Annotated in this window: 27 protein-coding genes; 16 read left to right on the top strand and 11 right to left on the bottom strand. The window is 28.9% G+C overall.

Annotated features, from left to right (window positions below; translation table 11 throughout):
• The first annotated feature begins 45 nt into the window (after nucleotides 1-45).
• Genes rpsM through AMN83_RS00985 form a run of 5 tightly spaced genes read left to right on the top strand, consistent with a single transcriptional unit; the run spans nucleotide 46 to nucleotide 3,279 of the window.
• Nucleotides 46-429 carry a 30S ribosomal protein S13 gene (rpsM, locus tag AMN83_RS01005; protein WP_023853721.1) on the top strand — a complete coding sequence of 128 codons (384 nt, stop codon included), beginning with the start codon at nucleotides 46-48 and terminating at the stop codon, nucleotides 427-429.
• A gap of 2 nt (nucleotides 430-431) precedes the next feature.
• Nucleotides 432-881 carry a 30S ribosomal protein S11 gene (gene rpsK, locus AMN83_RS01000; protein WP_075503609.1) on the top strand — a complete coding sequence of 150 codons (450 nt, stop codon included), beginning with the start codon at nucleotides 432-434 and terminating at the stop codon, nucleotides 879-881.
• Complete coding sequence (locus tag AMN83_RS00995; protein ID WP_075503607.1) at nucleotides 881-1,909, top strand: DNA-directed RNA polymerase subunit alpha; 1,029 nt, start codon at nucleotides 881-883, stop codon at nucleotides 1,907-1,909. The genes rpsK and AMN83_RS00995 overlap by 1 nt, the downstream gene beginning before the upstream one ends.
• Nucleotides 1,909-2,352, top strand: a complete 444-nt coding sequence (gene rplQ / locus AMN83_RS00990) for a 50S ribosomal protein L17 (protein ID WP_072091165.1) — start codon at nucleotides 1,909-1,911, stop codon at nucleotides 2,350-2,352. The genes AMN83_RS00995 and rplQ overlap by 1 nt, the downstream gene beginning before the upstream one ends.
• A gap of 9 nt (nucleotides 2,353-2,361) precedes the next feature.
• Nucleotides 2,362-3,279 carry an RluA family pseudouridine synthase gene (locus tag AMN83_RS00985; RefSeq protein WP_075503605.1) on the top strand — a complete coding sequence of 306 codons (918 nt, stop codon included), beginning with the start codon at nucleotides 2,362-2,364 and terminating at the stop codon, nucleotides 3,277-3,279.
• On the opposite strand, the gene lipB is transcribed toward AMN83_RS00985, so the two are convergent.
• On the bottom strand, nucleotides 3,257-3,874 hold the full coding sequence (lipB, locus tag AMN83_RS00980; protein ID WP_075503604.1) for a lipoyl(octanoyl) transferase LipB: 618 nt from the start codon (nucleotides 3,872-3,874) through the stop codon (nucleotides 3,257-3,259). The genes AMN83_RS00985 and lipB overlap by 23 nt on opposite strands.
• Before the next feature lie 61 nt (nucleotides 3,875-3,935).
• Here lipB and mgtE point away from each other — a divergent pair, with 61 nt between their 5' ends.
• Nucleotides 3,936-5,309 carry a magnesium transporter gene (gene mgtE, locus AMN83_RS00975; RefSeq protein ID WP_075503602.1) on the top strand — a complete coding sequence of 458 codons (1,374 nt, stop codon included), beginning with the start codon at nucleotides 3,936-3,938 and terminating at the stop codon, nucleotides 5,307-5,309.
• A gap of 2 nt (nucleotides 5,310-5,311) precedes the next feature.
• On the opposite strand, the gene panC is transcribed toward mgtE, so the two are convergent.
• Entirely contained in the window at nucleotides 5,312-6,157 is an 846-nt protein-coding gene (gene panC, locus AMN83_RS00970; RefSeq protein ID WP_075503600.1) for a pantoate--beta-alanine ligase, read from the bottom strand.
• 4 nt (nucleotides 6,158-6,161) lie between these two features.
• On the opposite strand from panC, the gene AMN83_RS00965 reads away from it, so the two are divergent.
• Nucleotides 6,162-6,977, top strand: a complete 816-nt coding sequence (locus tag AMN83_RS00965) for a sugar phosphate nucleotidyltransferase (protein WP_075503598.1) — start codon at nucleotides 6,162-6,164, stop codon at nucleotides 6,975-6,977.
• Nucleotides 6,974-8,272: a UDP-glucose dehydrogenase family protein gene (locus AMN83_RS00960; RefSeq protein ID WP_075503596.1), complete on the top strand. Its 1,299-nt coding sequence runs from the start codon at nucleotides 6,974-6,976 to the stop codon at nucleotides 8,270-8,272. The genes AMN83_RS00965 and AMN83_RS00960 overlap by 4 nt, the downstream gene beginning before the upstream one ends.
• A 1-nt stretch (nucleotide 8,273) precedes the next feature.
• Here AMN83_RS00960 and AMN83_RS00955 read toward each other — a convergent pair whose 3' ends face one another.
• Genes AMN83_RS00955 through ruvX form a run of 7 tightly spaced genes read right to left on the bottom strand, consistent with a single transcriptional unit; the run spans nucleotide 8,274 to nucleotide 14,945 of the window.
• Nucleotides 8,274-8,735 carry a RidA family protein gene (locus AMN83_RS00955; protein WP_075503594.1) on the bottom strand — a complete coding sequence of 154 codons (462 nt, stop codon included), beginning with the start codon at nucleotides 8,733-8,735 and terminating at the stop codon, nucleotides 8,274-8,276.
• Between the two features lies 1 nt (nucleotide 8,736).
• Nucleotides 8,737-9,021: a hypothetical protein gene (locus AMN83_RS00950; protein ID WP_082255096.1), complete on the bottom strand. Its 285-nt coding sequence runs from the start codon at nucleotides 9,019-9,021 to the stop codon at nucleotides 8,737-8,739.
• Complete coding sequence (gene topA, locus AMN83_RS00945; RefSeq protein WP_075503592.1) at nucleotides 9,018-11,600, bottom strand: type I DNA topoisomerase; 2,583 nt, start codon at nucleotides 11,598-11,600, stop codon at nucleotides 9,018-9,020. Before topA ends, AMN83_RS00950 begins: the two co-directional genes overlap by 4 nt.
• Before the next feature lie 37 nt (nucleotides 11,601-11,637).
• The gene (gene plsY / locus AMN83_RS00940; protein WP_075503590.1) at nucleotides 11,638-12,216 is read right to left on the bottom strand and encodes a glycerol-3-phosphate 1-O-acyltransferase PlsY; all 579 of its coding nucleotides are present in this window, start codon (nucleotides 12,214-12,216) and stop codon (nucleotides 11,638-11,640) included.
• Nucleotides 12,217-12,218: 2 nt separating this feature from the next.
• On the bottom strand, nucleotides 12,219-13,505 hold the full coding sequence (pyrC, locus tag AMN83_RS00935; RefSeq protein ID WP_075503588.1) for a dihydroorotase: 1,287 nt from the start codon (nucleotides 13,503-13,505) through the stop codon (nucleotides 12,219-12,221).
• Complete coding sequence (locus AMN83_RS00930) at nucleotides 13,506-14,447, bottom strand: aspartate carbamoyltransferase catalytic subunit (RefSeq protein WP_075503586.1); 942 nt, start codon at nucleotides 14,445-14,447, stop codon at nucleotides 13,506-13,508.
• A gap of 42 nt (nucleotides 14,448-14,489) precedes the next feature.
• Complete coding sequence (ruvX, locus tag AMN83_RS00925; protein WP_075503584.1) at nucleotides 14,490-14,945, bottom strand: Holliday junction resolvase RuvX; 456 nt, start codon at nucleotides 14,943-14,945, stop codon at nucleotides 14,490-14,492.
• Between the two features lie 50 nt (nucleotides 14,946-14,995).
• On the opposite strand from ruvX, the gene gatC reads away from it, so the two are divergent.
• From gatC to AMN83_RS00885, 8 genes are read left to right on the top strand one after another with little or no spacing between them, the layout of a single operon-like run.
• Nucleotides 14,996-15,283 carry an Asp-tRNA(Asn)/Glu-tRNA(Gln) amidotransferase subunit GatC gene (gene gatC / locus AMN83_RS00920; RefSeq protein ID WP_075503582.1) on the top strand — a complete coding sequence of 96 codons (288 nt, stop codon included), beginning with the start codon at nucleotides 14,996-14,998 and terminating at the stop codon, nucleotides 15,281-15,283.
• The gene (gene gatA / locus AMN83_RS00915) at nucleotides 15,283-16,740 is read left to right on the top strand and encodes an Asp-tRNA(Asn)/Glu-tRNA(Gln) amidotransferase subunit GatA (protein WP_075503580.1); all 1,458 of its coding nucleotides are present in this window, start codon (nucleotides 15,283-15,285) and stop codon (nucleotides 16,738-16,740) included. Before gatC ends, gatA begins: the two co-directional genes overlap by 1 nt.
• Nucleotides 16,737-18,200: an Asp-tRNA(Asn)/Glu-tRNA(Gln) amidotransferase subunit GatB gene (gene gatB / locus AMN83_RS00910; protein ID WP_075503579.1), complete on the top strand. Its 1,464-nt coding sequence runs from the start codon at nucleotides 16,737-16,739 to the stop codon at nucleotides 18,198-18,200. Before gatA ends, gatB begins: the two co-directional genes overlap by 4 nt.
• A gap of 5 nt (nucleotides 18,201-18,205) precedes the next feature.
• Nucleotides 18,206-18,856, top strand: a complete 651-nt coding sequence (locus AMN83_RS00905) for an O-methyltransferase (RefSeq protein WP_075503577.1) — start codon at nucleotides 18,206-18,208, stop codon at nucleotides 18,854-18,856.
• Nucleotides 18,856-19,761: an oxygen-dependent tRNA uridine(34) hydroxylase TrhO gene (locus tag AMN83_RS00900; protein WP_075503575.1), complete on the top strand. Its 906-nt coding sequence runs from the start codon at nucleotides 18,856-18,858 to the stop codon at nucleotides 19,759-19,761. The genes AMN83_RS00905 and AMN83_RS00900 overlap by 1 nt, the downstream gene beginning before the upstream one ends.
• Before the next feature lie 14 nt (nucleotides 19,762-19,775).
• Entirely contained in the window at nucleotides 19,776-21,113 is a 1,338-nt protein-coding gene (locus AMN83_RS00895) for an MATE family efflux transporter (RefSeq protein WP_075503573.1), read from the top strand.
• 13 nt (nucleotides 21,114-21,126) lie between these two features.
• The gene (locus AMN83_RS00890; RefSeq protein WP_075503572.1) at nucleotides 21,127-21,657 is read left to right on the top strand and encodes a thermonuclease family protein; all 531 of its coding nucleotides are present in this window, start codon (nucleotides 21,127-21,129) and stop codon (nucleotides 21,655-21,657) included.
• 3 nt (nucleotides 21,658-21,660) lie between these two features.
• Complete coding sequence (locus AMN83_RS00885) at nucleotides 21,661-22,989, top strand: serine hydrolase domain-containing protein (protein ID WP_143323627.1); 1,329 nt, start codon at nucleotides 21,661-21,663, stop codon at nucleotides 22,987-22,989.
• A 16-nt stretch (nucleotides 22,990-23,005) separates the two neighbouring features.
• Here AMN83_RS00885 and AMN83_RS00880 read toward each other — a convergent pair whose 3' ends face one another.
• Together AMN83_RS00880 and AMN83_RS00875 are read right to left on the bottom strand one after the other, a co-directional pair.
• Nucleotides 23,006-23,569, bottom strand: coding sequence for a sarcosine oxidase subunit gamma (locus AMN83_RS00880; RefSeq protein WP_075503568.1), 564 nt, complete (start codon nucleotides 23,567-23,569; stop codon nucleotides 23,006-23,008).
• Entirely contained in the window at nucleotides 23,562-26,567 is a 3,006-nt protein-coding gene (locus AMN83_RS00875; RefSeq protein WP_075503566.1) for a sarcosine oxidase subunit alpha family protein, read from the bottom strand. Before AMN83_RS00875 ends, AMN83_RS00880 begins: the two co-directional genes overlap by 8 nt.
• Between the last annotated feature and the right edge of the window lies 1 nt (nucleotide 26,568).

Raw genomic sequence — 26,568 nt, 5'->3', positions numbered from 1 at the left:
TTGATTAATCTTCTTATATAAAAGGCACAATTTATCACAAAAATTATGGCTCGTATCGCAGGTATAAACATTCCACAGAATAAACTTGTTCATATAGGTTTAACTTATATTTATGGAATTGGTGATAAATTCTCTCAGCAAATTTGCTCATCTTTAGAAATTCCAAGAGCTAAAAGAGTAAACGAATTAACAGATGAAGAAATTTTAAAAATTAGAGAGTACATCGATCAAAACTTTAAAGTAGAAGGTGATTTAAGGAGAGATTATTCATTAAGTATTAAAAGATTAATTGATCTAGCTTGTTACAGAGGAACAAGACATAGAAAAAAATTACCTGTTAGAGGACAAAGAACTAGATGTAATGCAAGGACAAGAAAAGGTAAAGCAATCGCTATTGCTGGAAAAAAATTAACACCAACTAAAAAATAGTCATGGCTAAAACTGATAAGGTTGAGAACAAAGATCAGAAGGTAGAAAAGTCTACTAAGAAAAGTGTAAAAAGTTCTTATTCAAAAAAAAAGAAAGTTAAAAAAAATATTTTAAATGGAATTGCATATGTGCAATCAACATTTAATAATACCATTATCTCTATTGCAGATACAAATGGAAATGTAATTTCCTGGGCATCTGCTGGACAAAAAGGTTTTAAGGGATCAAGAAAATCTACTCCTTACGCTGCACAGATAGCAGCTGATGCTGCAGCTTCGAAAGCTCTTGAGTATGGAATGAAAACTTTATCCGTTGAAGTAAAAGGACCTGGATCAGGAAGAGAAACAGCTTTAAGAGCATTGCAAGCTAGAGGATTTAAGATTTTGTCAATTAAAGACACTACACCAATGCCTCATAATGGAACTAGACCACCAAAGAAAAGGAGAGTTTAATGGAAGTCGAAAATGTTAATGTAAAAAATTGGAAGTCATTAATTAAGCCATCTAAATTAGATGTTCAAATTAGTGATGACTTAACCCATGCAAAAATTGTAGCAGAGCCTTTAGAAAAGGGTTATGGATTAACTTTAGGAAATTCTCTAAGAAGGATTTTATTATCATCCATAAGAGGAGCTGCTGTTACATCAATTCAAATTGATGGAGTTTTACATGAATTCACTTCAATAAAAGGTGTCAGAGAAGATGTTACAGATATCGTATTAAACGTAAAATCTTTAGCATTAAAAAGTAATTCAGAAGGCACAAAAAAATTAATTTTAGACGCAAAAGGACCTGGAGAAATTAAAGCTTCAGATATAGCTCCAGTTGCAGACGTTGAAATTTTAAATCCTGATTTAGTTATTTGTAATCTAGATGAAAACACAACTTTTCACATGGAGATGAACGTTAATACAGGTAAAGGATATGTTCCTGCAGAGCTAAATAAACCGGAAGAGCCACCATTAGGCCTTATTGCTATAGACTCCCTTTATAGTCCAGTTAAAAAAGTTTCGTATTCAGTAAGTACTGCTAGAGAAGGTAAAGCATTAGATTATGACAAATTAATAATGGAAGTCGAAACTAATGGATCAATTTCTGCTGAAGATGCTGTAGCTTATTCAGCTAGAATTTTCCAAGATCAGCTAAAAATGTTTATAAACTTTGATGAACCAGTTGAAGCTCCTATAAAAGAAGTTTCTACTGAACCTGAATTTAACAAAAACTTACTAAGAAAAGTAGATGAGTTAGAGCTATCAGTTAGATCAATGAACTGCTTAAAAAATGATAATATTATTTATATCGGTGACCTAGTTCAAAAATCTGAAGGTGAAATGTTGAGAACACCTAATTTTGGAAGAAAATCATTAAATGAAATTAAAGAAGTTTTAACAGGTATGTCTCTATATTTAGGAATGGAAATTCCTAACTGGCCACCAGACAACATTGCTGAAATGTCTAAGAAATTGGAGGAATCAATTTAATGAGACATGGTTTGGCAAATAAGAAGTTAAATAGAACATCAGAGCACAGAAAAGCTTTACTTAAGAATATGCTCAATTCTTTAATTAAGTATGAGCAGATTAAAACTACTTTGCCAAAAGCTAAATTCTTAAAACCACAGGCGGACAAGATAATAACATTAGGTAAAAAAGAAACTTTACAGACAACCAAAATGTTGGTTTCTAAACTACAAGATATTAAATCAGCTAATAAAGTTAAAAAAACACTTTCTAAAAGATACCAGAATAGAAAAGGTGGTTACACAAGAATAATTAAAGCTGGATTTAGATATGGAGATAATGCTCCAATGGCAATAATTGAATTTGTTGATAGAGACGTTGAAGCCAAGAGAGTTGATAAACCAAAAAAAGATACAACCAAAGAATCTCCTAAAACTGAAGAGAAAAAACAAGCTACAGCTTAAATCTTAATCATGAAGAAATCTTACATCGTTGATTCAACGTGTAATGATATGCGTTTGGACAGATGGTTAAGATTTAAAATTGGTAAAATTCCCCAAGGACTTGTTGAAAAATATTTAAGAACAGGAAAAATAAAGTTAAATAGAAAGAAAGTTAAAAGCTCTTATAAAATAAAAACGAAAGATGAAATAAATATATTTAACATTGAATTTAGAGAAATAATTCAACAAAAAAAAATTAAGTTTTTACCATCAAAAGAAATTGTAAAATCAAATGAAGATCAAATTATTGACAACAATGATAATTTTGTTGTTATAAACAAAGCATCAGGCATATCAGTACAAGGTGGAACTAAATCAAAAAAAAATCTAGTTGATATTTTTGCTAAAAGTGAAATTTTTCAGGGAACAAAACCATATTCTGTTCATAGATTGGATAAAGATACTTCTGGAGTTTTTATTATGGCCAAAAACAGAGAGAGCGCTCAATTACTTACTTCTTTATTTAGACTAAGAAAAGTACACAAAACTTATTTAGCTATCTGTCAAGGCGAAATTAATAAAAAATCTGGCGTATGGGATGATGATTTAATTAGGTACGACGGTGATAAAAAAATAATTGAAAAAGCAAAAACAATTTTCACTGTTATTGATAAAAATTCTGAAGCAAGTTTATTAGAATTAAAACCTATTACTGGACGAAAACATCAGTTAAGAAAACAATTATATGCAATTGGGAATCCTATATTTGGTGATACAAAATATAAATTATCAAATTCCAATAAAGGAGTTAATAAAAATTTAATGTTACATTCATATCAAATTAAATTTAAAATTAACGACATAAAACATACTTATTCAGCATTGTTACCTGATTATTTTAAAAAACTTTTAAAATCTAAAAGACTTAGATTTTCAAATTTGAAATAAAATTTTTAATTAATATATCTCTTAGATTTGAGTAATCCTGATCTAAAATATTTTTTAAATTAGTTACTCCTTTATCTGAAATACCACATGGTATAATTTTTTTATAGTTTTCTAGATCATTATTTATATTTATTGCAAAACCATGATAGGCAATCCATTTACTAACTCTGATACCTATTGCAGCAATTTTTTTAACTTCATTATTATATTTATGCCATATACCAATATTATCTTTATCTGGAAAAGTTTCTATTTTATAAAATTTCAAAGTTTGAATAATTGTTTTTTCGATAATTGTTATAAATTTTCTAATATCTTTATTTTTTCTTAAATCTAGGACAAAATAACAAATTAATTGACCTGGTCCATGGTAAGTAATTTTACCACCTCTATTTGTTTTTAATATTTTAATGGATTTATCAATAATCTCATTGTCTTTATATGAAGTTCCTGCTGTAAAAACTTCATTATGCTCCAAGGTCCAAATTAATTCTTGCTCATTATTTTCATATAAATCCTTTAATCTTGACTCCAGTATATTAATAGCATCAAAATAATTTACTGGTTTTATTGACTTTTTTATCTCTATGTTCATTTATAATTTGTATTATCTTTATTATGTATTAATAGTGCAAATCTAAATTATAGGTAGATTTATGTCTTTAACTAAAAAAACTAAAGATAAAAAAGTAAATTTTGAGTTTAATAAAGAATATATAAGAGTTGTTACAAGCAAAATAGCTAACAATGATGCTCAATTTATTACCAATTCATTTAATGAAATGCACCCTGCAGATGCAGCAGACATTATTGAGCACCTTAGTGATGGGGATAGAGAAAGTTTAATTAAATTAAATAATTTTAATATTGATCCAGAAGTTTTTGTTGAATTAAATGAATCTATTCAATCAGAAATTATTACTTATTTATCCTCAGACTCTATAGTTAGCATTCTAAAGGGCCTTGAGTCAGACGATGCTATATCTATATTAGAAAATGTTCCTGAAGCGGACAAAAATGCAATTCTTAGTTCTTTACCTCCAAAAGATAGATTTGCTTTATTAGAAAGTTTAAGCTATCCAGAAGACACTGCTGCTAGACTTATGCAGCGTGAATTTACCGCTATACCAAGCAATTGGTCTGTAGGGCAAACAATTGACTATTTAAGAGAAAACAAGGATTTACCAGAAGAGTTTTTAGAAATTTTTATTGTAAATGAAGATTTTAAACCAATTGGTACTGTTCCTTCATCTAGAGTTTTAACAACACCACGTGATACTAAAATGGCAACAATTATGTCAGAATCTCAATTATTAATTCCTGTTGAAATGGATAAAGAGGAAGTTGCTAATTTATTTGAAAATTACAATTTAAATTCAGCCGCCGTTGTAGACAAAAACAATAAATTAGTTGGAATGATTATGAATGATGATGTTTTAACTGTCTTAAAAGAGGAAGCTGAGGAAGATGCTTTAAGATTAGCAGGGGTAGGAGATGAAGAAATTACTGATGGAGTTGTAAAAAAAACAAAAAGAAGATTCAATTGGCTTTTACTTAATTTATTTACTGCCTTTCTAGCAACATGGTGTATTAGTTTATTTGGAGCAACCATTGAACAAATGGTAGTATTAGCTTTCTTAATGCCGATTGTAGCTTCGATGGGCGGAAATGCTGGAATGCAAACACTTGCAGTTACAGTAAGAACTATAGCTACAAATGATTTAACTCAAAATAATTTCTCATCTAATGTATTTAAAGAATTTTCTATTGGTATTTTAAATGGAATTATATTTGCAGCAATAAGTGCTTTAATTGTACAGATATGGTTTCAAGACAGCATCCTTTCGATGATCATAGCAATATCAATGGTGTTAACAATGATTATAGCTGGATTATTTGGTATACTAGTTCCTTTTACTCTAAAAAAAATGAATATCGATCCAGCGATTGCTTCAAGTGTTTTTGTGACAACAATTACAGATGTGATTGGTTTTGTATCTTTTTTAGGTGTTGGAGCATATTTTTTATAAAATTACAGATTATCAATTAATCTGACATTATTTAAATAATAAGCAATAAACAATCTTGAATTTTTCTTTGTACTTGAAATTTTTAGATTTTTTATGTTTCTTAGCTCTAAATAATCAATTTTAATTTTATAAGTATTTTTTAATTCTTTTTTTTGAAAATTTAAAAAGTTTGGAATATTTTTCTTATTTTTGATATTTTTTTTTATACTTTCAAGTTTTGCATAAATTTTTGCTGCCATAACCAAATTAGATTTATTTAAAAGAAAGTTTCTTGATGACAGTGCTACTTTGTTCTTATTACGAATTGTTTTGCATGCAATTACCTTGGTTTTATACTTTTTTTCCAGTTGTTTTTTTACCAAATATAATTGTTGAAAATCTTTTTCACCCATAAATATCTTTTGAGGGTTTATAATTTTAGTTAGTCTATTCATTACATCTAAAACACCTTCAAAATGACCTTTTCTAAAATTAGCACACAAAATTTTGTCTTTTTTATGCAATGTTATTTTTGATTTTTTTTTATCTTTGTATATTTCTTTAAATTTAGGAAGATAAACAAAATCAACTTTTTTGCTTTTTTTAAGAATTTTTAAATCTTTCTTGATATTTCTTGGATAGGATTTTAAATCTTTTTTGTTATTAAATTGTTTTGGATTAACAAAAATACTTACAATTGTTTTTTCACAAAGTTTATTTGATTTATTTATCAATGATAAATGACCATTATGTATTCCACCCATAGTTGGAACAAAGCCACGGTCATTAAATGGCCTTAATGATTCAAATAATGATGTATTGTTTAATAAAACTTTCATTTGTATAAAAATATTTAATAAGTAAAACATTTAAATGATTAAACAAGCAATTATTCCATTAGCAGGACTTGGAACTCGTTTATTACCTTTAACAAGTGTTTTTGCTAAAGAGCTATTACCTATAAATGGAAGACCTGGAATTGAATATATTCTAGATGAATGTATTGATGCAGGTATTAAAGAGATTGTTTTTATTATCTCTACTAAAAAATTAATGATTAAAAAATATTTTTATAGTGATCAATTTTATAAAAATATTATTAAAAAAAAGAAAGATCCTAGAATAATTAATGAATATAAAAAAATACTTAAATATAAGAGTAAAATTAAGTTTGTTTTTCAAAATATTCCAAAGGGTACAGGTGATGCTGTCCTTAAGACACAAAAATATATTAAAAATAAATATTTTTTAATGTTGTTACCAGATGATTTAATAATTAAAAAAAATTGTTCTAAGTCAATGATAAAGGTTCATAAAAAATATCAAGCTTCAGTAATGGCATCTATGAGAGTAAAAAAAAGTAATGTCTCAAGATGGGGAATATATAAAATTAATAAAAAATTAAATAAAAGAAATTATGTTATAGATGGTGTAGTTGAAAAACCATCAGTAAAAAAAGCACCATCCAACAATGCTGTTATTGGAAGATATATATTACCACGTACAATTTTTAAAAAAATAAAATCTCTTAAACCTGGTAAAGGTAAAGAAATACATATTACTGATGCAATACAGCTATTAATTAATGATAAAGAAAAATTCATAGCTCATAATTTTGAAGGTAAGTATCTTGATTGTGGAACAATGAGTGGTTATATCAATTCCTCGAAAGAAATAGGAAAAATATGAAATTATGTATGATTGGCACAGGTTATGTTGGTTTAGTTAGTGGCGTTTGTTTTTCTGATTTAGGTAATGATGTCATATGTGTTGATAAAGATTTAAAAAAAATTAACAATTTAAAAAAAGGTATTATTCCTATTTACGAACCTGGTTTAGAAGAGTTAGTTTTAAAAAACTATAAAAATAAAAGACTGAATTTTTCAACAAATCTAAAAGAGTCAGTGAAAAAATCAGATATTGTTTTTATATGCGTAGGAACACCAACCAAAAAAAATAGTAACAGTGCTGACTTAAGCCAAGTATATGCTGCTGCAAAAGAAATATCTAAATCTATCAAAAAATTTAAAATTATAATCAATAAATCGACTGTGCCTGTGACAACAGGTGATGAGATTGAAAAAATTATATCTAAAAAAGTAAATAAAAAATTTTTTTCAGTAGTATCTAATCCTGAATTTTTAAGAGAAGGTGAGGCTATTAGAGATTTTATCTATCCAGATAGAGTTGTAGTTGGATCAAATGATAGTAAATCCCAGAGAATATTAAAAAATTTATATTCACCACTAATATCAAAAGGTGCAAAATTTCTTTCTACAAAAAGAAGAGCAGCCGAATTAATTAAATATGCTTCAAATGCTTTTTTAGCAACAAAGATTACCTTTATAAATGAAATATCAAATTTATGTGAAAAAACTGGTATAGATATTGAGGATATCGCAATAGGAATTGGACTAGATAAAAGAATTGGTAGCAGATTTTTAAGAGCCGGACCTGCATACGGTGGGTCATGTTTTCCAAAAGATACTAAAGCTTTAGTTTCAACTGCTGATAAATTCAAAACTAATTTATCAGTGGTAAAAAGCGTTATCAGATCTAATGATTTAAGATCTGATTTATTATCTAAAAGAGTTAGTTTAATTTTAAATAATAAAATTAAAAATAAAGTTGTATCCTTTTTAGGTGTAACTTTTAAAGCAAATACTGACGATATGAGAGACTCGTCTAGCCTAAAATTAATTCCATTTTTATCCAAAAAAGGTGCAAAAATTAAATATTATGATCCTACAGGATCAAAAAAAGAATTTAAAAAATTAAAAAATGTTGAATTTTCTAATTCAATACAAGAATCGATCAAAGAATCAGATCTTGTAATTATACATACAGAATGGAATGATTTTAAATCAATTAATTTCAAAAAATTTTCAAAAAATAAAAAACTTATTATTTACGATATGAGAAATATTTATTCACCAAAAAAAATTAAAAAACTAGGTTTTAAATATTTTGGTATCGGAAGATAATTTAATTTAACTCAAAAATTGCATCAACTTCAACAGAGACGCCAAGTGGTAAGCTATTTGTACTTACTGCTGCTCTAGTGTGCATTCCTGCTTCACCAAAAACAGAAGCAATTAAATCAGAAGCTCCATTAATTACTTTTGGTTGATCTGTAAAGTTATCAGTTGAATTGACAAAACCTGTTAATTTTACGCACGATTTAATTTTAGAAAGATCTCCATGACAAGCTACTTTTGCTTGCGATATAATACTTAAACCACATCTTTCAGCTGCTTTGTAACCATCATCTATTGATAGATCTTTTCCAACTTTTCCTTTTATTAAATCACCATTTTCTGAAATAGAAATCTGTCCCGAAATATAAAGTAAATTACCAACAATTTTTGTTGCAACATAAGAACCAACAGGTGGTTTTGCCTCCGGAAGATTAATCTTTAATTCTTTAATTTTATTTTCAAAATCCATTTTATTTTTCAGAAAATTCTTTATGTGTTTTGCTATTTTTAAATTTATTAAGCTTATCTTTTAAATTAAAGTTTTTTAATTTTTTTTTACCTTCTTCTATCTTCTTTGCAGTTTTAGATTTTATTTCCTCTGCTTTTTGTGAGGTTTCTTTCTTTAATTTATCTGATGTACATTTTGCATAATCTTTACTTAATTTGTCATATTTTGAACAATCATCGGCAGACGAAAATGTATAGCTAAATAAAGAAATGAATAAAACTGAAATTATGATTTTAATTATTTTCATTTTTTCTTTTTTTTAGATTTTTTATTTTTATCGTATTCTCTTCTTTTCTCAATTAGTATAAGAGCCTCTTCCATTGTTAGCTCTGCTGGGTCTTTTTCCTCTGGGATTGTCGCATTTAGAGACTTGTATTTAATGTATGGTCCATATTGACCTTTCATGATTCGGACTGGCTTTTTATCCTCAGGATGCTCCCCTAAATCTTTTATAATTGAAGAAGAAATTCTTCCAGGTTTTGCTTCAGCTATGAGTGTAATTGCTCTATTTAGTCCTATAGAAAAAATTTCTTCGACATTTTCTATTCTAGCTGATTTATTTTCACATTTTAAATATGGTCCAAATCTACCAGTGTTCAAAGTGATTTCTTTTTGATTTTCTGGATGAATGCCTAATGATTTAGGAAGCGAACATAAAAATCTTGCTTTATCTAAATCAATACTTTCTAATTCAACTCCTTTTGGTATAGATACATTTTTCAATAGTTCATTAACCTCAGGTTTGTTTTTCTTTATTTTTTTTCTTTTTTTAGGTTTTTCTTCCACAATATTCTCCTCAAGAACTTTCTCATACTGAAGATAAGGACCAAATCTTCCATTTTTTAGAAAAATATCATTTCCATTTTCGTGTTTTCCAAGAAACTTTGGTTCAGCAAGTTGTGATTGAGCAGCCGCTTTAGATTTTGATAGTGGTCTTGTAAATTTACATTCCGGATAGTTTGAACATCCAATAAAGGCACCTCCTCTAAAACTATTTTTTAAACTAAGGGAACCTGTTTCACATAACTGACATTTTCTAACTATCTTTCCTTCTTTATCAGTGTCAAATATTAATGCTCCCAAACTTTCATTTAAAAGATCCAAAACCTCTCTAGTTCTTTTTTCTTTTACCTCTGAAACATTGCTATTAAAATCTTTCCAAAACATTTCTAAGACTTTTAACCAACTTTCTTTTCCAGAAGTTATTTCATCTAGCTGATCCTCTAGTCCAGCTGTAAAGTTATAATCCACATACTTTGAAAATAATTTTTCTAAAAACGCAGAAATTAATTTACCTCTGTCAGTTGGGAAAAATCTTTTATTAATTATTTCTGCATAACCTCTATTTGCTATTGTTGAAATTATACTTGCATAAGTTGAAGGCCTTCCAATTCCTAATTCTTCTAATTTTTTAACCAAACTCGCCTCAGAGTAACGTGGGGGAGGTTGTGTAAAATGTTGTTCATCAATAAGAGCTTCTATATTAATTGGTCCTTTTGACATCTCAGGTAAAATTTGCTCATCATCATCTTTGTTTTGATTTGAATAAACTTTTAAAAATCCCTCAAATTTCAAAACCGATCCGCTTGATTTACATATAGTTTTCCCGTCTTCAGACTCAATCGTTATTGTATTTCTATCAAATTTTGCTGTTTCCATTTGAGACGATAGTGCTCTAGACCAAATTAAAGAATATAATTTATGCTGGTCAGAACTTAAATACTTTTTAACAGAATCTGGATTTCTATTAATATCAGTTGGTCTTATTGCTTCATGAGCTTCCTGAGCATTTTTTGCTTTTTTTCCCGAGTAATTATTTGAATTTTCTGGCAAGTATTCGTTACCATATTGTTTTTTAATAAAATTTCTAAAATCAGTAACAGCATCAGCTGATAAATTAGTTCCATCTGTTCTCATATATGTAATTAATCCGACTGTATCTCCCTCAATTTCTATTCCTTGATAAAGTTTTTGTGCTATCTGCATTGTTCTTGATGCACCAAAACCCAATCTACTAGAAGCGACTTGCTGAAGTGTTGAAGTAGTAAAGGGTCCCGAGGGATTTCTGCTAACAATTTTTGAGGAAATATCAGTTATGTTAAATTTATTGTTCTTAATATTATCAATTGCCTTTTCAATTTCTTCTTTATCTTTAAATGAAAATTTTTCTATTTTTTCTCCATCAAGTTGAGAAATATTTGCTGTAATGTTGCTTTTGTTTTTATCCTGAAAATTAATACTTAAAGTCCAAAATTCTTCAGGCTTGAATAATTCAATTTCATGCTCTCTTTCAGTGATCAATTTCAGTGCAACAGATTGAACTCTACCAGCAGATTTTGAACCAGGTAGTTTAGTCCAAAGTATTGGGGATATATTAAATCCCACCAAATAATCTAGTGCTCTTCTAGCCATGTATGCATCTACTAATAAGGGCTCTATCTGTCTTGGATTTTCAATACCATGTGTGACGGCTTTTTTTGTTATTTCATTAAATACCACACGTTCAATTTCTTTATCCTTTAAAAGTTTTTTTTCATCTAAATATTCTTTTACATGCCATGCTATTGCTTCACCCTCACGATCTGGGTCAGTAGCAAGAATTATTTTTGAAGAATCTTTCGCTGCATCAGTAATTTCTTTTAAATATTTTTTTGAAAAACTATCAACTTCCCATTCCATTTTAAAATTTTGATCTGGATCAACAGACCCATTTTTTGAAGGAAGATCTCTAATATGACCATAGCTAGCTAAAACGGTATAGTTATCACCTAAATATTTATTAATTGTTTTCGCTTTAGCAGGGCTTTCAACTATGACCAGATTCATAAAATAACAAACTACTCAAAAGAGTTTGATAGTCAAATTAATAAATTTTTGTCTTAGTTTCTTCTTTATTTTTCAAGCGTTTAATATTTTCTCTGTGGGTAAAAAATATTAAAATAAACATTATTACGTAAAAAAATACATTTTCTGAATCCTCAAAAATTAAAATATAAATAGGTGTAGAAAGTGATCCTATTAAGGAAGATAAAGATGAATATTTAGAAATAAAAAAAATTATTAACCAACAAATACCAAACACTAAACCAAAAATAATATTTAAAGAAAAAAGTATACCAACATATGTTGCTACGCCTTTGCCACCTTTAAATTTTAACCAAACAGGAAACACATGCCCTATAAAAGTACATAAAGCTGATATATATACAGCTTCAGGGAAATTAATTTTTACGTATAGAACAGGTACTACTGCTTTTAATACATCAAGTATTAGCGTCGAATAACCAATTAATTTATTACCGGTTCTCAGAGCATTTGTTGCACCAATATTACCAGAGCCTATCTCTCTAATATCTTTTTTTAAAAATATTTTAGTTAAAATTAATCCAAAAGGAATTGATCCCATCAGGTATGAGATTATACCTATTATAAAAAGTTCCATTTTTATATTTTAAATAATTCTATACCTTTTACAAATGTATTGGTTACTTTTCCTTGAAGTTTCTTATCTTCAATTGAAGTGTTTTTAGATTTAGAGATTAAATTTTCTTTTTTTACAATCCATGGTTTATTGATATCCACTATACAAAAGTCCGCATCATTTCCAATAGACAGGTTTCCTTTATTGATATTTAATATTTTTGCTGGGTTGGATGTTAATGCTTGAATGATTGTTTCAAGTTTTACAGATCCGTTATGAAATAATTCTAAACTTAAAGACAATAATGTTTCAATACCAGATGCACCTGTTGCAGCTTGAGCAAAAGTTAATCTTTTAGATTCTTCATCCTCAGGTTTATGGTCAGAAACAATTACATCAATAGTTTTATCTTTTAATCCTTGAACTAAAGCTTCTCGATCTTCTTCTCTTCTCAGTGGAGGTGATAATTTTAAAAATGTTCTAAAATCTCCAATATCATTTTCATTTAATGAGAGATTATTTATTGATACACCGCAAGTAAATTTAACATTTTGTTTACGTTCCTTAATTATATCTACAGATTTTCCAGCTGATAGTTGAGATATATGATATCGACATTTAGTTTTTTCTAAGAGAGTAAGATCTCTTTCAATTATAATTCTTTCAGCAATATCCGGTATGCTTGATAAGCCTAGTTTTGTTGCAATAATACCAGAATTAATCATTCCATTTTTAGCTAAATCGTAATCTTCAGCATGTTGCATTATAAGACATCCCAAATCTTTAGCTGAATTCATAATTCTAGACATAAGTCTAGTATTTTGAATTGTTTTTACGCCTTCAGTAAAAGCAATAATTCCTTTTTTAGCTAGTAACCCAAATTCAGTCATATTAGTGCCATCAGTGTTTTGAGTTAATGAAGCGCAAGGAAAGATATTTATTTTAGACTTATCACGTCCTCTTCTTTTTAAAAAATCTACAATTGATACATTATCTATAATTGGATCTGTATTAGGCATGGTTACGACGGAAGTTACTCCACCAGACAATGCGGCATTACTTAAAGTCCTAAAATTTTCTTTATATTCATATCCTGGCTCTCCAACAAAAACTCTCATATCCACTATACCAGGAAATATATATTTACCCTTTAAGTCAGTAGGTTTTTCTCTAGTTGGTAAATTATTTGTATTTACCCTTTTTCCTATAGCTTCTATCTTTCCATCTTCTCCAATTATTAATCCACCATTTTCATTTATAGAGTTATGAGGATCAATAATATTTGCATTTATAAAGTATTGTTTTTTCATTTATTCACAAAATATTTTTAAACATGCCATTCTTACAGCAACACCTAATTCAACTTGCTCCTTAATAACACTTTTATTTATGTCGTCTGCTAATCTTGTATCAATTTCAATTCCTCTATTCATTGGACCAGGATGCATAATTAAAGCATCTGATTTTGCATGATCAAGTTTGTCTGGCGTTAATCCATAATATTCGTAGTACTCTCTGTTTGATGAAAGATATGAACTGGTCATCCTTTCATTTTGCAATCTAAGCATCATTACAATATCACAATCTTTGAGACCTTTTTTCATATCAGTAAAAGTGTTAACACCAAATTTTTCAATTTCTTTTGGCATAAGATTAGATGGTGCAATTATATTAACTTCTGCTCCTAACATTGTAAGAAGATAAATATTTGATCTAGCCACTCTCGAATGAAGTATATCACCACATATAGCTATTTTTAATCCCTGAATTTTTTTTTTTCGATTTCTAATTGTTAATGCGTCTAATAACGCTTGAGTAGGATGCTCACGTCTGCCATCACCAGCGTTTAGAACGACACAATTAACTTTTTGAGATAACAGATTGCAAGCACCGGAGTCTTGATGTCTGATCACAATTATATCAGGATGCATTGCATTTAAGGTCATGGCTGTATCAATCAGAGTTTCACCTTTTTTAATCGCTGAGTTACCCATATTCATTGACATGACGTCTGCACCAAGTCTTTTCCCAGCAAGTTCAAATGAGCTTTGTGTTCTAGTTGATGGCTCAAAGAATAAGTTTATTTGTGTTTTGCCTCTTAACACATCAATTTTTTTATTTTTACTCTGGTTTAATTTTATGAAAGCTTCTGACTCATCCAGGATATGATTAATATCATTAACTGATAAATCTTGGATACCTAACAGATGTTTTTGTGAGATTTTAACAGCTTTATTGGTTTTAATTGCCATTAAAATTAACTCTATAGCTATAAAGACCCTAAATGGCAAGGATTAATTATTTAAATAATCTATAGCTCCTTGAAGAATAAATGCAGCTGCGTTTTGATCTATGTTTTTTTCACGCTTAGAAACATTAATATCAAGCTGGCTGGATAGATTAAATGCACCAACGGTTGAAAGTCTTTCATCCCAAAGACAAACATCTACATCAACATTTTTGTCTATATTTTTAGACACATCACTTACTGATTGAGCAGAAGCACCTAACGTACCATCCATGTTAATTGGATATCCAATCACAATTCCTTTAATATTATTTTCCTCTATTATTTTTTTTAATTCGTTGATTAGATCATTATTATTGGTCTTATTGATAGTTTTAAAGGGTGTGGCTATTGACTGTTTTTCGTCACAAATTGATACACCGATTCTTTTTGAACCAAGATCTAAACCAATCAATCTAGAGGTTTCAGACTGTTTTTTTTTGAATTCTTCAATAGTGATCATATTGTATATTTTAAACTTAAGTGATAGTTTGCGACATATTTAAATACCATATGAGCATCGATCTTAAAACAATAAAGCACATATCTAAACTATCAAGAATTTCTGTAGACGAGAAAAAAGCAGAGAAACTTGCAGGAGATTTAAATTCAATTTTCGATTTTATTGAAAAACTTAACGAATTAAAAACTGATAATATTGAACCATTAACTTCTGTAGCTGAAACAACTCTAAAACTAAGATCAGATGAAGTAAAAAGTAAAAACCTAAGAGATCAAGTAATAAAAAATTCTCCTAAGGAAAATGAAGATTATTTTGTAGTACCAAAGGTAATTGAATAATGTCCGATATAACTAAACAATCATTATCTGAGTTAGTAGAAAATATAAAAAGTAAAAAACTTTCTTCAAGTGAAGTTACTAAAGCATTTGTTGAAAGATCAGAAAAATCAAAAGAATTAAATGCATATATAACTGAAGATTATGCAAATGCTTTAAATAAAGCAAAAAAGTTTGATGAAAAACCTAATCTTGATCTGAAATTGCCTGGAATTCCAATGGCTGTAAAAGATTTATTTTGTACAAGAGATTTAAGAACTACGGCAGGTAGTAAGATTTTAAATAACTTTGTTCCAACTTACGAGTCAACAGTCACACAAAACATTTGGAACGAAGGAGCTATCCTAATGGGGAAATTAAATTGTGATGAATTTGCAATGGGTTCATCTAACGAAACTAGTTTTTTTGGTAATGTACAAAACCCAATTGATAAAAATTTAGTTCCGGGAGGTTCTTCAGGCGGATCGTCTTCTGCTGTAGCAGCTCAATTAACACCAATAACTATTGGAACAGATACAGGTGGATCTATAAGACAGCCTGCTTCATTTACTGGAACTGTTGGATTAAAACCAACTTATGGAAGTTGTTCAAGATATGGAATTGTAGCTTTTGCATCATCTTTGGATCAAGCTGGACCTATGGCGCAAAATGTCAAGGACTGTGCTCTATTACAGGAAGTTATTAGTACTTATGATGAAAAAGACTCTACATCAATAGACTTTAAAAGAAACAATTACAGCAAAGAATTAACAAAAGATATTAAAGGTAAAAAAATAGGAATACCCAAAGAATATAGAGTAGATGGCATGCCTAAAGAAATAGAGGACCTTTGGAAAAAAGGTATTGAATATGTAAAAGATTGTGGTGCAGATATTATCGATATATCTCTACCTCATACTAATTATGCACTTCCAACTTATTACATAGTAGCACCAGCAGAGGCCTCATCAAATTTGGCTAGATACGATGGTGTTAAATATGGTTTTAGAGCTGAAGGAGAAAATCTTATTGATATGTATGAAAAAACTAGATCTGAAGGATTTGGTGCTGAAGTTCAAAGAAGAATAATGATTGGAACTTATGTTTTATCTTCAGGATATTATGATGCTTATTATCTTAAAGCTCAAAAGGTAAGAAAACTTATTAAAAATGATTTTGATGAAGCTTATAAAAAAGTTGATGCAATTCTAACCCCATCTACTCCAAGTTCTGCGTTTAAAATTGGTGAAAAAACAAATGATCCGGTTTCAATGTATTTAAATGATATTTTTACTGTTCCTGTAAATTTAGCAGGTTTACCTGGAATTTCTATACCTGCAGGCCATGATGCTAAAGGATATCCATTAGGATTGCAGATAATCGGTAAAGCTTTTGATGAACAAAATATTTTAAACATTGCATATGCTATGGAAGAAAAAATTAATTTTAAAAACAATATTAATGATTGGTGGATTAAGTGAGTAAGAACAAATCTGAATATCTAATTAATAGACATGATAATCAATATGAAGTTGTGATTGGTTTAGAAGTTCATGCACAAGTTACATCTGAGTCAAAATTATTTTCAACATCGGCAACCAAATTTGGAGCTGAGCCAAATACTCAAGTAAGTTTAGTTGATGCAGCATTTCCAGGAATGTTGCCGGTAATAAATGAGTATTGCGTAAAACAAGCTATCAAAACAGGAATTGGTTTAAAAGCTAAAATTAATAACAGATCTGTCTTTGATAGAAAAAATTATTTTTATGCAGACTTACCTCAGGGATATCAAATCTCACAATTCAAAGATCCAATTGTAGGTGAGGGTAAAGTAATACTTGATATGCCAGATGGTCAGAAAGAGGTAGGTATAGAAAGATTACACTTGGAGCAAGATGCCGGTAAAAGCATTCATGATTTAGATCCTAAAAATACTTTTGTAGATTTAAATAGATCAGGTGTGGCTTTAATGGAAATTGTAAGTAAACCTGACCTAAGGTCCCCAGATGAAGTAAATGCATATATTAAAAAATTAAGATCTATAATGAGATATTTAGGCACATGTGATGGAAACATGCAGGAAGGATCTTTAAGAGCCGATGTAAATGTATCTGTTAGAAAAAAAGGTTCAAAAGAATTTGGAACCCGATGTGAGATCAAAAATGTTAACTCAATAAAGTTTATGCAGATGGCAATTGAATACGAAGCTAATAGACAAGTTGATTTAATTGAGGATGGTCAAACGATTGATCAAGAAACAAGACTTTTTGATACCAAAAAGAATGAAACTAGATCAATGAGATCAAAAGAAGATGCTCATGATTATAGATATTTTCCAGATCCAGATTTATTGCCATTAGAAGTTTCAGATGATTTTATTGAAAACTTAAAATCAGAAATTCCAGAGCTACCAGATGAAAAGAAAAAAAGATTTATAGAAAAATTCAAATTATCTCCTTATGAAGCAAACATTTTAGTTTCTGATATTGAAACATCAAATTACTTTGAAAATGTAATTAAGAAGTCTGATGTAAAACTTGCAACAAATTGGATAATTGGTGAATTATTTGCAGCGTTAAATGAAAAAAATTTAGAAATAACTGAAAGTCCAATAAGCGCAGGCAACTTATCAAAATTAATTAATTTAATTAAAGATGGAACAATTTCTGGAAAAATTGCAAAAACAGTTTTTGAACAAATGATGGAAGGCGACAAAGATCCTCAGAAAATTGTTGAAGAAAAAGGTTTAAAACAAGAGAGTGATCCAAAAGCACTTGAGGCACTGATAGATAAGGTTATTGATGATAACAGAGACAAAGCTACCGAATATAAATCAGGTAAAGTTAAATTATTTGGTTTCTTTGTAGGTCAAGTAATGAAAGTTTCTGGTGGAAAAGCAAATCCTCAATTAGTTAATGAGATTTTAAAGAAAAAACTTTAGAATTTATGGGTTCAGACCTAAATATAACTAAAGATCTTCAAGAGTATATTTTAAGTCATGGATTTAATTTACATCCAGTCCAAAAAGAAATAATTGATTACAACATTTCTCTTGGTGATATCAAAAGAATGCAAATCTCAATTTCACAAAGTCAATTTTTGCATTTAATTATAAAAATTTCAAATATCAAAAAAATTTTAGAGATAGGTACATTTACAGGATTAAGTACGTTATCTATGGCTTTGGCATTATCAGATGATGGCAAAATAATTGCTTTAGATAAAAATGAAGAAACAAATAAAGTTGCAGTAGATTTTTTTAAAAAAGCTAATCAAGATCATAAAATAAAAACATTAATTAAACCTGCCTTAGAAAGTTTAGATGAAATTAAAAATGAAAAGTTTGATTTAGTTTTTATTGATGCTGATAAAATGAATTACATTGAATACTATGAACGTTCTTTACAATTATTGAACAAAAATGGTCTAATAATCATTGATAATGTTTTATGGTATGGAGAAGTTGTGAATGAAAACAATAATGATAAATTTACTAAAAATATTAAAGAGTTTAATAGTCATATCTCAAAGGATACAAGGGTTGAAAAGTTAATAATTCCTCTTGGTGATGGTATGACTGTTTGTAGAAAATTATAATGTTTGAAGTAGTTGGTTTTTATAAATTTGTCAAAATTTCTTATCTAAAGAAAAATCAAAAAGTTTTATTAGAAACTTTAAAAAAGAAAAACATTAGAGGTACAATAATTATCTCTAAAGAAGGGGTAAATGGAACTATCTCTGGTAAATCTTCAGAAATTAAATTCACAATTAACTATTTAAAAAGAACTCTTAAATTTAAAGAATTTAATAGCAGTAATGTCTCCAAAAGTTTATTCCAAGCGTTTCACAAACCTAAAGTTAAAATTAAAAATGAAGTTGTTCCTATGAATTTAACTTTAAATAAAAGAATAAAGAAAAAAGATAGCCATGTAGATCCAGTCAAATGGAATAAGCTGATTAAAGAAAAGGATACTGTTCTTATAGATGCGAGAAAACCATTTGAGTACGATGTTGGAACATTTAAGGGAGCAATCAATCCTGATGTTGATAACTTTAGAGATTTTCCAAAATATCTAAAAAAATTAAAAAAAAATCAACCTATAGCTATGTTTTGTACTGGAGGAATTCGTTGTGAAAAGGCATCTGTATATTTGGAGAATAAAGGGTTTAATAACATTTATCAGTTAAATGGTGGAATTTTAAATTATCTTAAAAAGACAAATAAGAAAAAAAGTTTATGGAAAGGTGAATGCTTTGTTTTTGATAACAGGATTAGTTTAAAACATGGTCTAAAAGTTGGTTCTTACTCAATGTGTAGCGGTTGTAGGAAGCCTGTATCTCGTAAGGACAAAAAATCAAAAAAATATGAAGAGGGTGTTTCATGTCCAAATTGTCACGACAATCTAACAGATCATCAAAAATCAAGATTTAGGATGAGACAAAAACAAATTAATCTTGCTAAAGAAGCAGGAAAAAGACATATCTTCCAAAAAGAGTATTAACAAATCTTAAATTAATGAATTTATTAAAAGATGAAGTTTCGTTGTTAGTAAGAAAACTTGCTGTACCAGCAAGTGTAGGAACCTTATTCCAAACACTTTATACAATCGTAGATACTTTTTATGCAGGAAAAATATCGCCAGAGGCCTTATCAGCTTTGAGCAAGTCTTTTCCGATATATTTTTTGATTATTGCGACATCCATTGGAGTTACCGTAGCAGGAACATCATTGATTGGCAGTAGTATCGGAGAAAAAAACGAAAAAAATGTTTTAAGCTATTTTGGAAATGTAATCATTTATTCGATTATAATCTCGATAGTTGTATCTATTTTAGGATTTGCTTTTGGTGAAAAGATATTCTTATTAATGAATTCCTCTCAAGAAGTAACAATTCTTGGACTTGAATATATAAATGTAATTTTTTTAGGTACGATATTATTTATTTTAGTTGTAGCATTAAATTCATTCTTACACGCAGAGGGAGATACTAAAACATACAGAAATGTTCTAATATTTTCTTTTTTCTTAAACATTATTTTAAATCCAATTTTTATATTTGGTTTTTTACTTATACCACCATTGGGAATAACTGGTATTGGGATAGCAACATTAATTGCTCAATTTGTATCTTTGTTGGTTATTTTGATAAAAATATTAAATAATCAAAGAATTAAACAAATAACTTTAGACCATTTCAAAGCTAAATTTTTTTTCTTAAAAAATATTTTTTTTCAATCAATGCCAATTACAATTGCCATATTGGGGTATTCTATTGCTGCAACAATTGTTTTTACATATGTTGGGTTATTTGGTGAATATGCTGTAGCAGGGTATGGATCTGCCACAAGAATTGAGCAAGTAGTTTTGTTACCAATATTAGGAATTAATACAGCAATAATTTCTATAATAGCGCAAAATATTGGTGCAAAATATTACGATAGAGTGGAGCAATCCTATTTTACCTCAATAAGATATGGTTTATTTATAATGTTAATCGCTGGTGTAGTTGTTTTTATAAGTGCTGACATTGTTCCTAAATTCTTTTCTTCAAACCCAGAGGTAATTATGCATGGCTCGATGTACCTTAAGATTTCAGCATTTATTTTACCTGCTTATCCAATATTTTTCTTATCAAATGGATTTTTTATGGCTTTAAAAAAATCTGAAAAAGCTATGGTTAATAATATTGCCAGAAATGTTATAGTACCAGTTTTATCCTTTTACATTGCAAAGTATTTAAATGCAGATTTTAAAACTTTTTTTTATATTTGGGCTATCTTTCAATGGTTGATATCATTGATGCTATTTTTTTATGTCAAATATTATATTAAATATAAATTAGCTAATATTTAAAATTTTTTTAAATATGTTTTTTACAAAAAGAAAAGCGATAATTTTAATTATAATTTGTTCGATTTTTTTTATTCTCACATATAACGATGTTAGGTCTGAAGAGATTAAAGAAATTTCTGGAAATGCTCAAATTATTGATGGTGATACAATAAAAATAAATTCAAAAAAGATAAGATTATACGGAATTGATGCACCTGAATTCAAGCAAATGTGTAAAAAACCATATCTAACAATAATTTTTTTTACTTTTACTAAAGATTATCCATGTGGAAAAATTTCAACTCAAAAATTACAAAAAAAAATAAATAACAAAGTAATAACTTGTAAAATTTTGGATGTTGATAGATACAAAAGATTTATTGGAGAATGTTATAAAAGAAATTTAAACTTGAATTCTTGGCTAGTTTCAAACGGTTATGCAGTAGCCTATAGAAAATACTCAAAAAAATATATATCAAACGAAATTAATGCTAAAAATGAAAAAAAAGGCATTTGGCAAGGTAAATTTGAAATGCCATGGGACTTTAGAAGAAAAAATAGGTAATCAATGAAAAAATTCATTTCGTTTTTATGTATCTCAATCTTATTTATTATGATGGATTTCGCTTTTGCTCATCATGCTAATGAAAAATACTGTTTTGATTGTATGCATAAATATAAAATAGGTGATAAGAAAAATGATGCGTATGAGTTTGAGTTTGATTTACAAACTACCATCTTCGTTAATTACAGAAACAGTATCGGAAGAATACAGACTAAAGATTTATCTAAATTAGTTGAAGAACAACTTAAAGATAAAAAAACTGGTTTAGTTTCTTATATCTTATTTGAAAATAACAAAATTTTAGTTGATCAAAATAGAAAAAGTAAATATCGGGGACCATATCCTTCACATTCTGTAGGTAAAAGTTTAGTAAGTCTTGTGACTGGTTATGCTCTATGTGGCGGTTATATCAATCATACAGTTTTTGACAGAATAGATTATCCAACTGTTGTTGGCACTTTATATGAAAACCAAAAGTTAATAGATTTACTTAATATGCAAGCAGGTGACGACGAAATAATTGGTGATAGACTTTATGGTAAAGATAATCCTATTAGAGGTAAAAGTCCAAATACTAATACTATTCCAATTAAAAAGGTAATGAAGAAATACTTTAAAGATAAAGATGGTTTAGAACCCGGTAAGTATTTCAATTATAGTGCTTTAACAACCAATGTTATTATGAACTATGTTATTTACAAAACTGGTGATGATTGGAAAAAATTACTTCATAAAGTATTTGTTGAAGACTCTAAAGTTGCAAAAAGAGTTTATTTCGGCAAGACTTTAAATAAACAAAAAGTTGGCAATAGAAAATCTGGTGAATACGGAAGATATTCTTTCTATGCTGACAGATACGATTATTTAAGAATTGCTAACATGATTATGAATCATTGGAAGAATGATACTTGCGTTGGAAAGTATTTAAAAACAATGTATGAAAATAGAGTTGATAGACAACATGGTGAGTACAGAAATAATGATGGTAACCATAACGCTGCACAAACTTATGGTGGTCAGTTTCTATGGGACGCTATTGGTTTAGAGGATAGACCTATTTTAATGATGGATGGTTTTGCTGGTCAACAAGTAGTAATTGATTTTAGTAATAATAGAATAATTACTATTCACTCAACCGACAGACACTACGACTATTACAGTTTAGTATATCTACCATTGGGTGCTGATGGTACTTATACAGACAAGAACTCTAAACAGTCTAATTCATCAGTACTTGAAAGTTTAGACCCTGCCAGAGAAATAACACAAGATAATAAAAAGAAATGCAGGGAATACGTTAACGAAACAGGATTTGTTTTAAAGTCTTGTTAACCAATTATATATATTTTTATAGTCTAGAAGAGCAGTCTTCAATCCAAGAACAAAGATGTTCAGTAAAAGATCTTCTAACAAAAAGATTTACAATATTTTCATCTTTATGGTGCAGAATTACATCTACATGATTTAAAACTGTCTGTGTTGTTGATCCTTTTTTTTCTTTAAATTCATTGAAATTAAAAGGACATCCTGCTGAAAAAATTTCATAGATATTTTTCCCTTTAAGTTCTAATTGAACAAATTGATCTGTTACATCTATAACAGCACCTAAATTTGTTTTTGAAATACTATTAAATAACATTTCATATAGTTCGGATTTGTTAGTATCTTTACTTGCCAGCTCATTTGAGATTATCATCCATTCGTCTGGACTAAGCCATATTGCTGTTAATTTATCACTAGCTGTTGAAGTGTTTGCCTCTGTAGGTAAGATCATATTAAGATTTTTACCAATATTTGTTAAAAACTCTCTTTTTTTACCTCTTAAATTAATTTTCATTACTGGAGAGATTTCTTTTACAGAAACACTTTCTTGATTAATTTCATTTTTAATAACTGAATTATAATTAAGCATTTAACCTCTCATTTTTCTCATCGTAAAACACTGGATTTGCAACAGTGACATTAATATTTTTACTTTCCATAGGCACAAAAAGTTGTTTTCCTATCATGTCTTTTCCACCTCTAACAACTGCAAGCGCAATTGATTTATTCAGGTTGGGACTGAAATAACTTGAAGTTACATGCCCAAGCATTTCAACCGGACTTTGATTTAACTCAGAAACGATTTGTGCTCCTTCCTCTAAAACTACATTTGGATCTTCTGTTAATAAACCCACTAACTGTTTTCTATCTTCTCTCATTGTATCAGACCTATAAAGAGATCTTTTGCCTATGAAATCGTATTTCTTCTTACTGACTATCCAATCCATTTGAAGATCGATAGGAGTCATTGTTCCGTCAGTATCTTGACCTACAATGATGAAGCCTTTTTCTGCTCTTAATAAGTGCATTGTTTCAGTTCCATAAGGAGTAATATTAAACTCTTTACCTGCTTCCATACACTTTTCCCATAAATCTTTTCCATAACTTGCTTGAACATTGATTTCGTAACTATGTTCTCCAGTAAAACTAATCCTCATTATTCTGCATTGGATATGTCCAATAGTTGCTTCTTTAAAAGACATGTGAGGAAAATTTTCATCTGATAAATCTAAATCAGGAATTATTTTTTTAAGAATTTTTTTACTATTAGGTCCGCATAAACTAGCTGTAGCGTAATGATCTGTTACAGAGGTTAAGTAAACATCAAGTTCCGGCCATTCTGTTTGAAGATAGTCTTCAAGTTTACCTAAAACATTTGCTGCTCCACCAGTTGTTGTGGTCATAATGTAATGATTTTCACCTAATCTTGTTGTAACTCCATCATCATAAACCATACCATCTTCATTTAGCATTAGCCCATATCTACATTTTCCTATAGCTAATTTTGACCAAGCATTTGTATAGACTCTATTTAAGAATTCAGAAGCATCACTTCCTTGAATATCAATTTTACCAAGAGTAGAGGCATCTAGTATACCAGCACTTTCTCTTGCAGCTTTACTTTCTCTTTGAACTGCTTGATGCATTGTCTCTCCATTAATAGGGTAGTACCAAGCTCTCTTCCATTGACCGACATTTTCAAATTCAGCTTTATTTTCAACATGCCAATCATTCATTGGCGTTCTTCTAAAAATATCAAAAAACTTTCCTACATTTCGACCTACAATAGTTCCAAATGTTAATGGTGTGTAAGGAGGTCTAAATGTAGTAGTTCCTAATTCTCCCATTTTAACACCAGCTGTATCTGCAATTATTCCCAATGCATGCATATTTCCTAGTTTACCTTGATCAGTACCCATTCCAGTAGTGGTGTATCTTTTTACATGCTCAATAGATCTAAAACCTTCTCTTAATGCTAATTTGATATCTTTAGCCGTCGCATCGTTTTGATAATCTACAAATGGTTTAGTTTTGCCTAAAGATGTATCAGAAGGAAGTAACCAAATATTTCTTTTTGAATTTTCCAGATCAATCTCAACATTAATATTATCTAAATCTGTTTCTCTAATATTTAGAGTATCTTTAAGCTTATGATTTAAATTTTTAATGATTTCATCAATTTTAAAATCTCCACCACAAGATCCTACACTTATTTGTTCGGATGTATTTTGATTTGGTAAGAAAATTTGTTTTTCCTCATCAAATTTTAGTTTACCACCTGATTGTGTATATAAATGTACAGCAGGTGTCCAACCACCAGCAACTCCCAAGCAATCACATGAAATAGAAATTTTACTTCCAGTCACAGAAGTACCATCATTAGATAGCTTCATAATTGAAATACTATTTAATCTTTTATATCCAGCTGTATCAACAATTGTGTGTGACCAGTAAACTTTAATACCTGCTTCTTTTACTTTTTTAACAATTTTACTTTCAGATTGTTCTCTTATATCAATAATTGCTTCAACATTTATACCTTTATTATATAGTGACAAAGCACTTTCGTATGCACTATCATTATTAGTAAAAAATATATTTTTACTACCACATGCAACTCCAAAAAATTCACTATATTTTTTAACAGCAGACGAAAGCAATATTCCTGGTCTATCATTATTATTAAATATCAAAGGTCTTTCTAAAGCACCTGTGGCCAAAATAACTTTCTTAGCTCTAATTTTCAGAAGTCTTTGTCTAATTTTATTTGTTTTATCTTTTGCCTCTAAATGATCAGTTAGATTTTCTCTAGCCAAAAGATAATTATATTGATGATAAGCAGCTACACTTGTTCTAGTTTTTATTTCAAGGTTTTTAATATTTCTAAGTTCCTCTATTTCTTTTTTTAACCATTCAGAAGGAGTTTTATTATCAATTTTGTTAAATTCGTTATTTTCAAAAATAGTTGAGCCACCAAGTTCATTTTTTTCATCAACTAACAACGTTTTAAAATTATTTTTAGCTGCATTTTTTGCTGCTAATATCCCTGATAAACCTGCACCTACAACCAATACATCACAGTGAATATTACGGTGGTCATAAATGTCAGGATCACTTGATGTTGGTGATTTTCCTAAACCTGCTGAGTGTCGTATGAAAAATTCATATTTCTCCCAGAAACTAGCAGGCCACATAAATGTTTTGTAATAAAAACCTGCTGGAAAAAAAGGGGAGAGAAAATTGTTTATTCCACCAATATCAAATTCAACGCTTGGCCAACAATTTTGACTGGAAGCCTCTAAACCTTCGTAAATCTCGACTTCTGTTGCTCTAACATTGGGTTCTGTTCTATTGGAACCAGGATTTACTTGAACTATGGCATTTGGTTCTTCGGAACCTGCAGTCATAATTCCTCTTGGTCTATGATATTTAAAACTTCTTCCAACTAAATGAACATCATTTGCAAGTAATGCTGATGCTAAAGTATCGCCTTTAAATCCATGGTAAGTTTTGCCATTAAATTTAAAGGAAATTCTATTAGTTTCATCAATATACTCGCTGGATTTTACTCTTAAGTTTTTAGTCATT

It is taken from the genome of Candidatus Pelagibacter communis (assembly GCF_001180025.1).
In the GTDB taxonomy this organism is placed as follows: domain Bacteria; phylum Pseudomonadota; class Alphaproteobacteria; order Pelagibacterales; family Pelagibacteraceae; genus Pelagibacter; species Pelagibacter ubique_A.
The sequence above is the reverse complement of the archived record's forward strand: the minus strand, read 5'-3'. Positions and strand labels throughout refer to the sequence as shown.

Coding starts and splice junctions, on each gene's coding strand:
- rpsM (WP_023853721.1), top strand. CDS start 46: ATGGCTCGTATCGCAGGTATAAACATTCCACAGAATAAACTTGTTCAT.
- rpsK (WP_075503609.1), top strand. CDS start 432: ATGGCTAAAACTGATAAGGTTGAGAACAAAGATCAGAAGGTAGAAAAG.
- AMN83_RS00995 (WP_075503607.1), top strand. CDS start 881: ATGGAAGTCGAAAATGTTAATGTAAAAAATTGGAAGTCATTAATTAAG.
- rplQ (WP_072091165.1), top strand. CDS start 1,909: ATGAGACATGGTTTGGCAAATAAGAAGTTAAATAGAACATCAGAGCAC.
- AMN83_RS00985 (WP_075503605.1), top strand. CDS start 2,362: ATGAAGAAATCTTACATCGTTGATTCAACGTGTAATGATATGCGTTTG.
- lipB (WP_075503604.1), bottom strand. CDS start 3,874: ATGAACATAGAGATAAAAAAGTCAATAAAACCAGTAAATTATTTTGAT.
- mgtE (WP_075503602.1), top strand. CDS start 3,936: ATGTCTTTAACTAAAAAAACTAAAGATAAAAAAGTAAATTTTGAGTTT.
- panC (WP_075503600.1), bottom strand. CDS start 6,157: ATGTTTTACTTATTAAATATTTTTATACAAATGAAAGTTTTATTAAAC.
- AMN83_RS00965 (WP_075503598.1), top strand. CDS start 6,162: ATGATTAAACAAGCAATTATTCCATTAGCAGGACTTGGAACTCGTTTA.
- AMN83_RS00960 (WP_075503596.1), top strand. CDS start 6,974: ATGAAATTATGTATGATTGGCACAGGTTATGTTGGTTTAGTTAGTGGC.
- AMN83_RS00955 (WP_075503594.1), bottom strand. CDS start 8,735: ATGGATTTTGAAAATAAAATTAAAGAATTAAAGATTAATCTTCCGGAG.
- AMN83_RS00950 (WP_082255096.1), bottom strand. CDS start 9,021: ATGAAAATAATTAAAATCATAATTTCAGTTTTATTCATTTCTTTATTT.
- topA (WP_075503592.1), bottom strand. CDS start 11,600: ATGAATCTGGTCATAGTTGAAAGCCCTGCTAAAGCGAAAACAATTAAT.
- plsY (WP_075503590.1), bottom strand. CDS start 12,216: ATGGAACTTTTTATAATAGGTATAATCTCATACCTGATGGGATCAATT.
- pyrC (WP_075503588.1), bottom strand. CDS start 13,505: ATGAAAAAACAATACTTTATAAATGCAAATATTATTGATCCTCATAAC.
- AMN83_RS00930 (WP_075503586.1), bottom strand. CDS start 14,447: ATGGCAATTAAAACCAATAAAGCTGTTAAAATCTCACAAAAACATCTG.
- ruvX (WP_075503584.1), bottom strand. CDS start 14,945: ATGATCACTATTGAAGAATTCAAAAAAAAACAGTCTGAAACCTCTAGA.
- gatC (WP_075503582.1), top strand. CDS start 14,996: ATGAGCATCGATCTTAAAACAATAAAGCACATATCTAAACTATCAAGA.
- gatA (WP_075503580.1), top strand. CDS start 15,283: ATGTCCGATATAACTAAACAATCATTATCTGAGTTAGTAGAAAATATA.
- AMN83_RS00905 (WP_075503577.1), top strand. CDS start 18,206: ATGGGTTCAGACCTAAATATAACTAAAGATCTTCAAGAGTATATTTTA.
- AMN83_RS00900 (WP_075503575.1), top strand. CDS start 18,856: ATGTTTGAAGTAGTTGGTTTTTATAAATTTGTCAAAATTTCTTATCTA.
- AMN83_RS00895 (WP_075503573.1), top strand. CDS start 19,776: ATGAATTTATTAAAAGATGAAGTTTCGTTGTTAGTAAGAAAACTTGCT.
- AMN83_RS00890 (WP_075503572.1), top strand. CDS start 21,127: ATGTTTTTTACAAAAAGAAAAGCGATAATTTTAATTATAATTTGTTCG.
- AMN83_RS00885 (WP_143323627.1), top strand. CDS start 21,661: ATGAAAAAATTCATTTCGTTTTTATGTATCTCAATCTTATTTATTATG.
- AMN83_RS00880 (WP_075503568.1), bottom strand. CDS start 23,569: ATGCTTAATTATAATTCAGTTATTAAAAATGAAATTAATCAAGAAAGT.
- AMN83_RS00875 (WP_075503566.1), bottom strand. CDS start 26,567: ATGACTAAAAACTTAAGAGTAAAATCCAGCGAGTATATTGATGAAACT.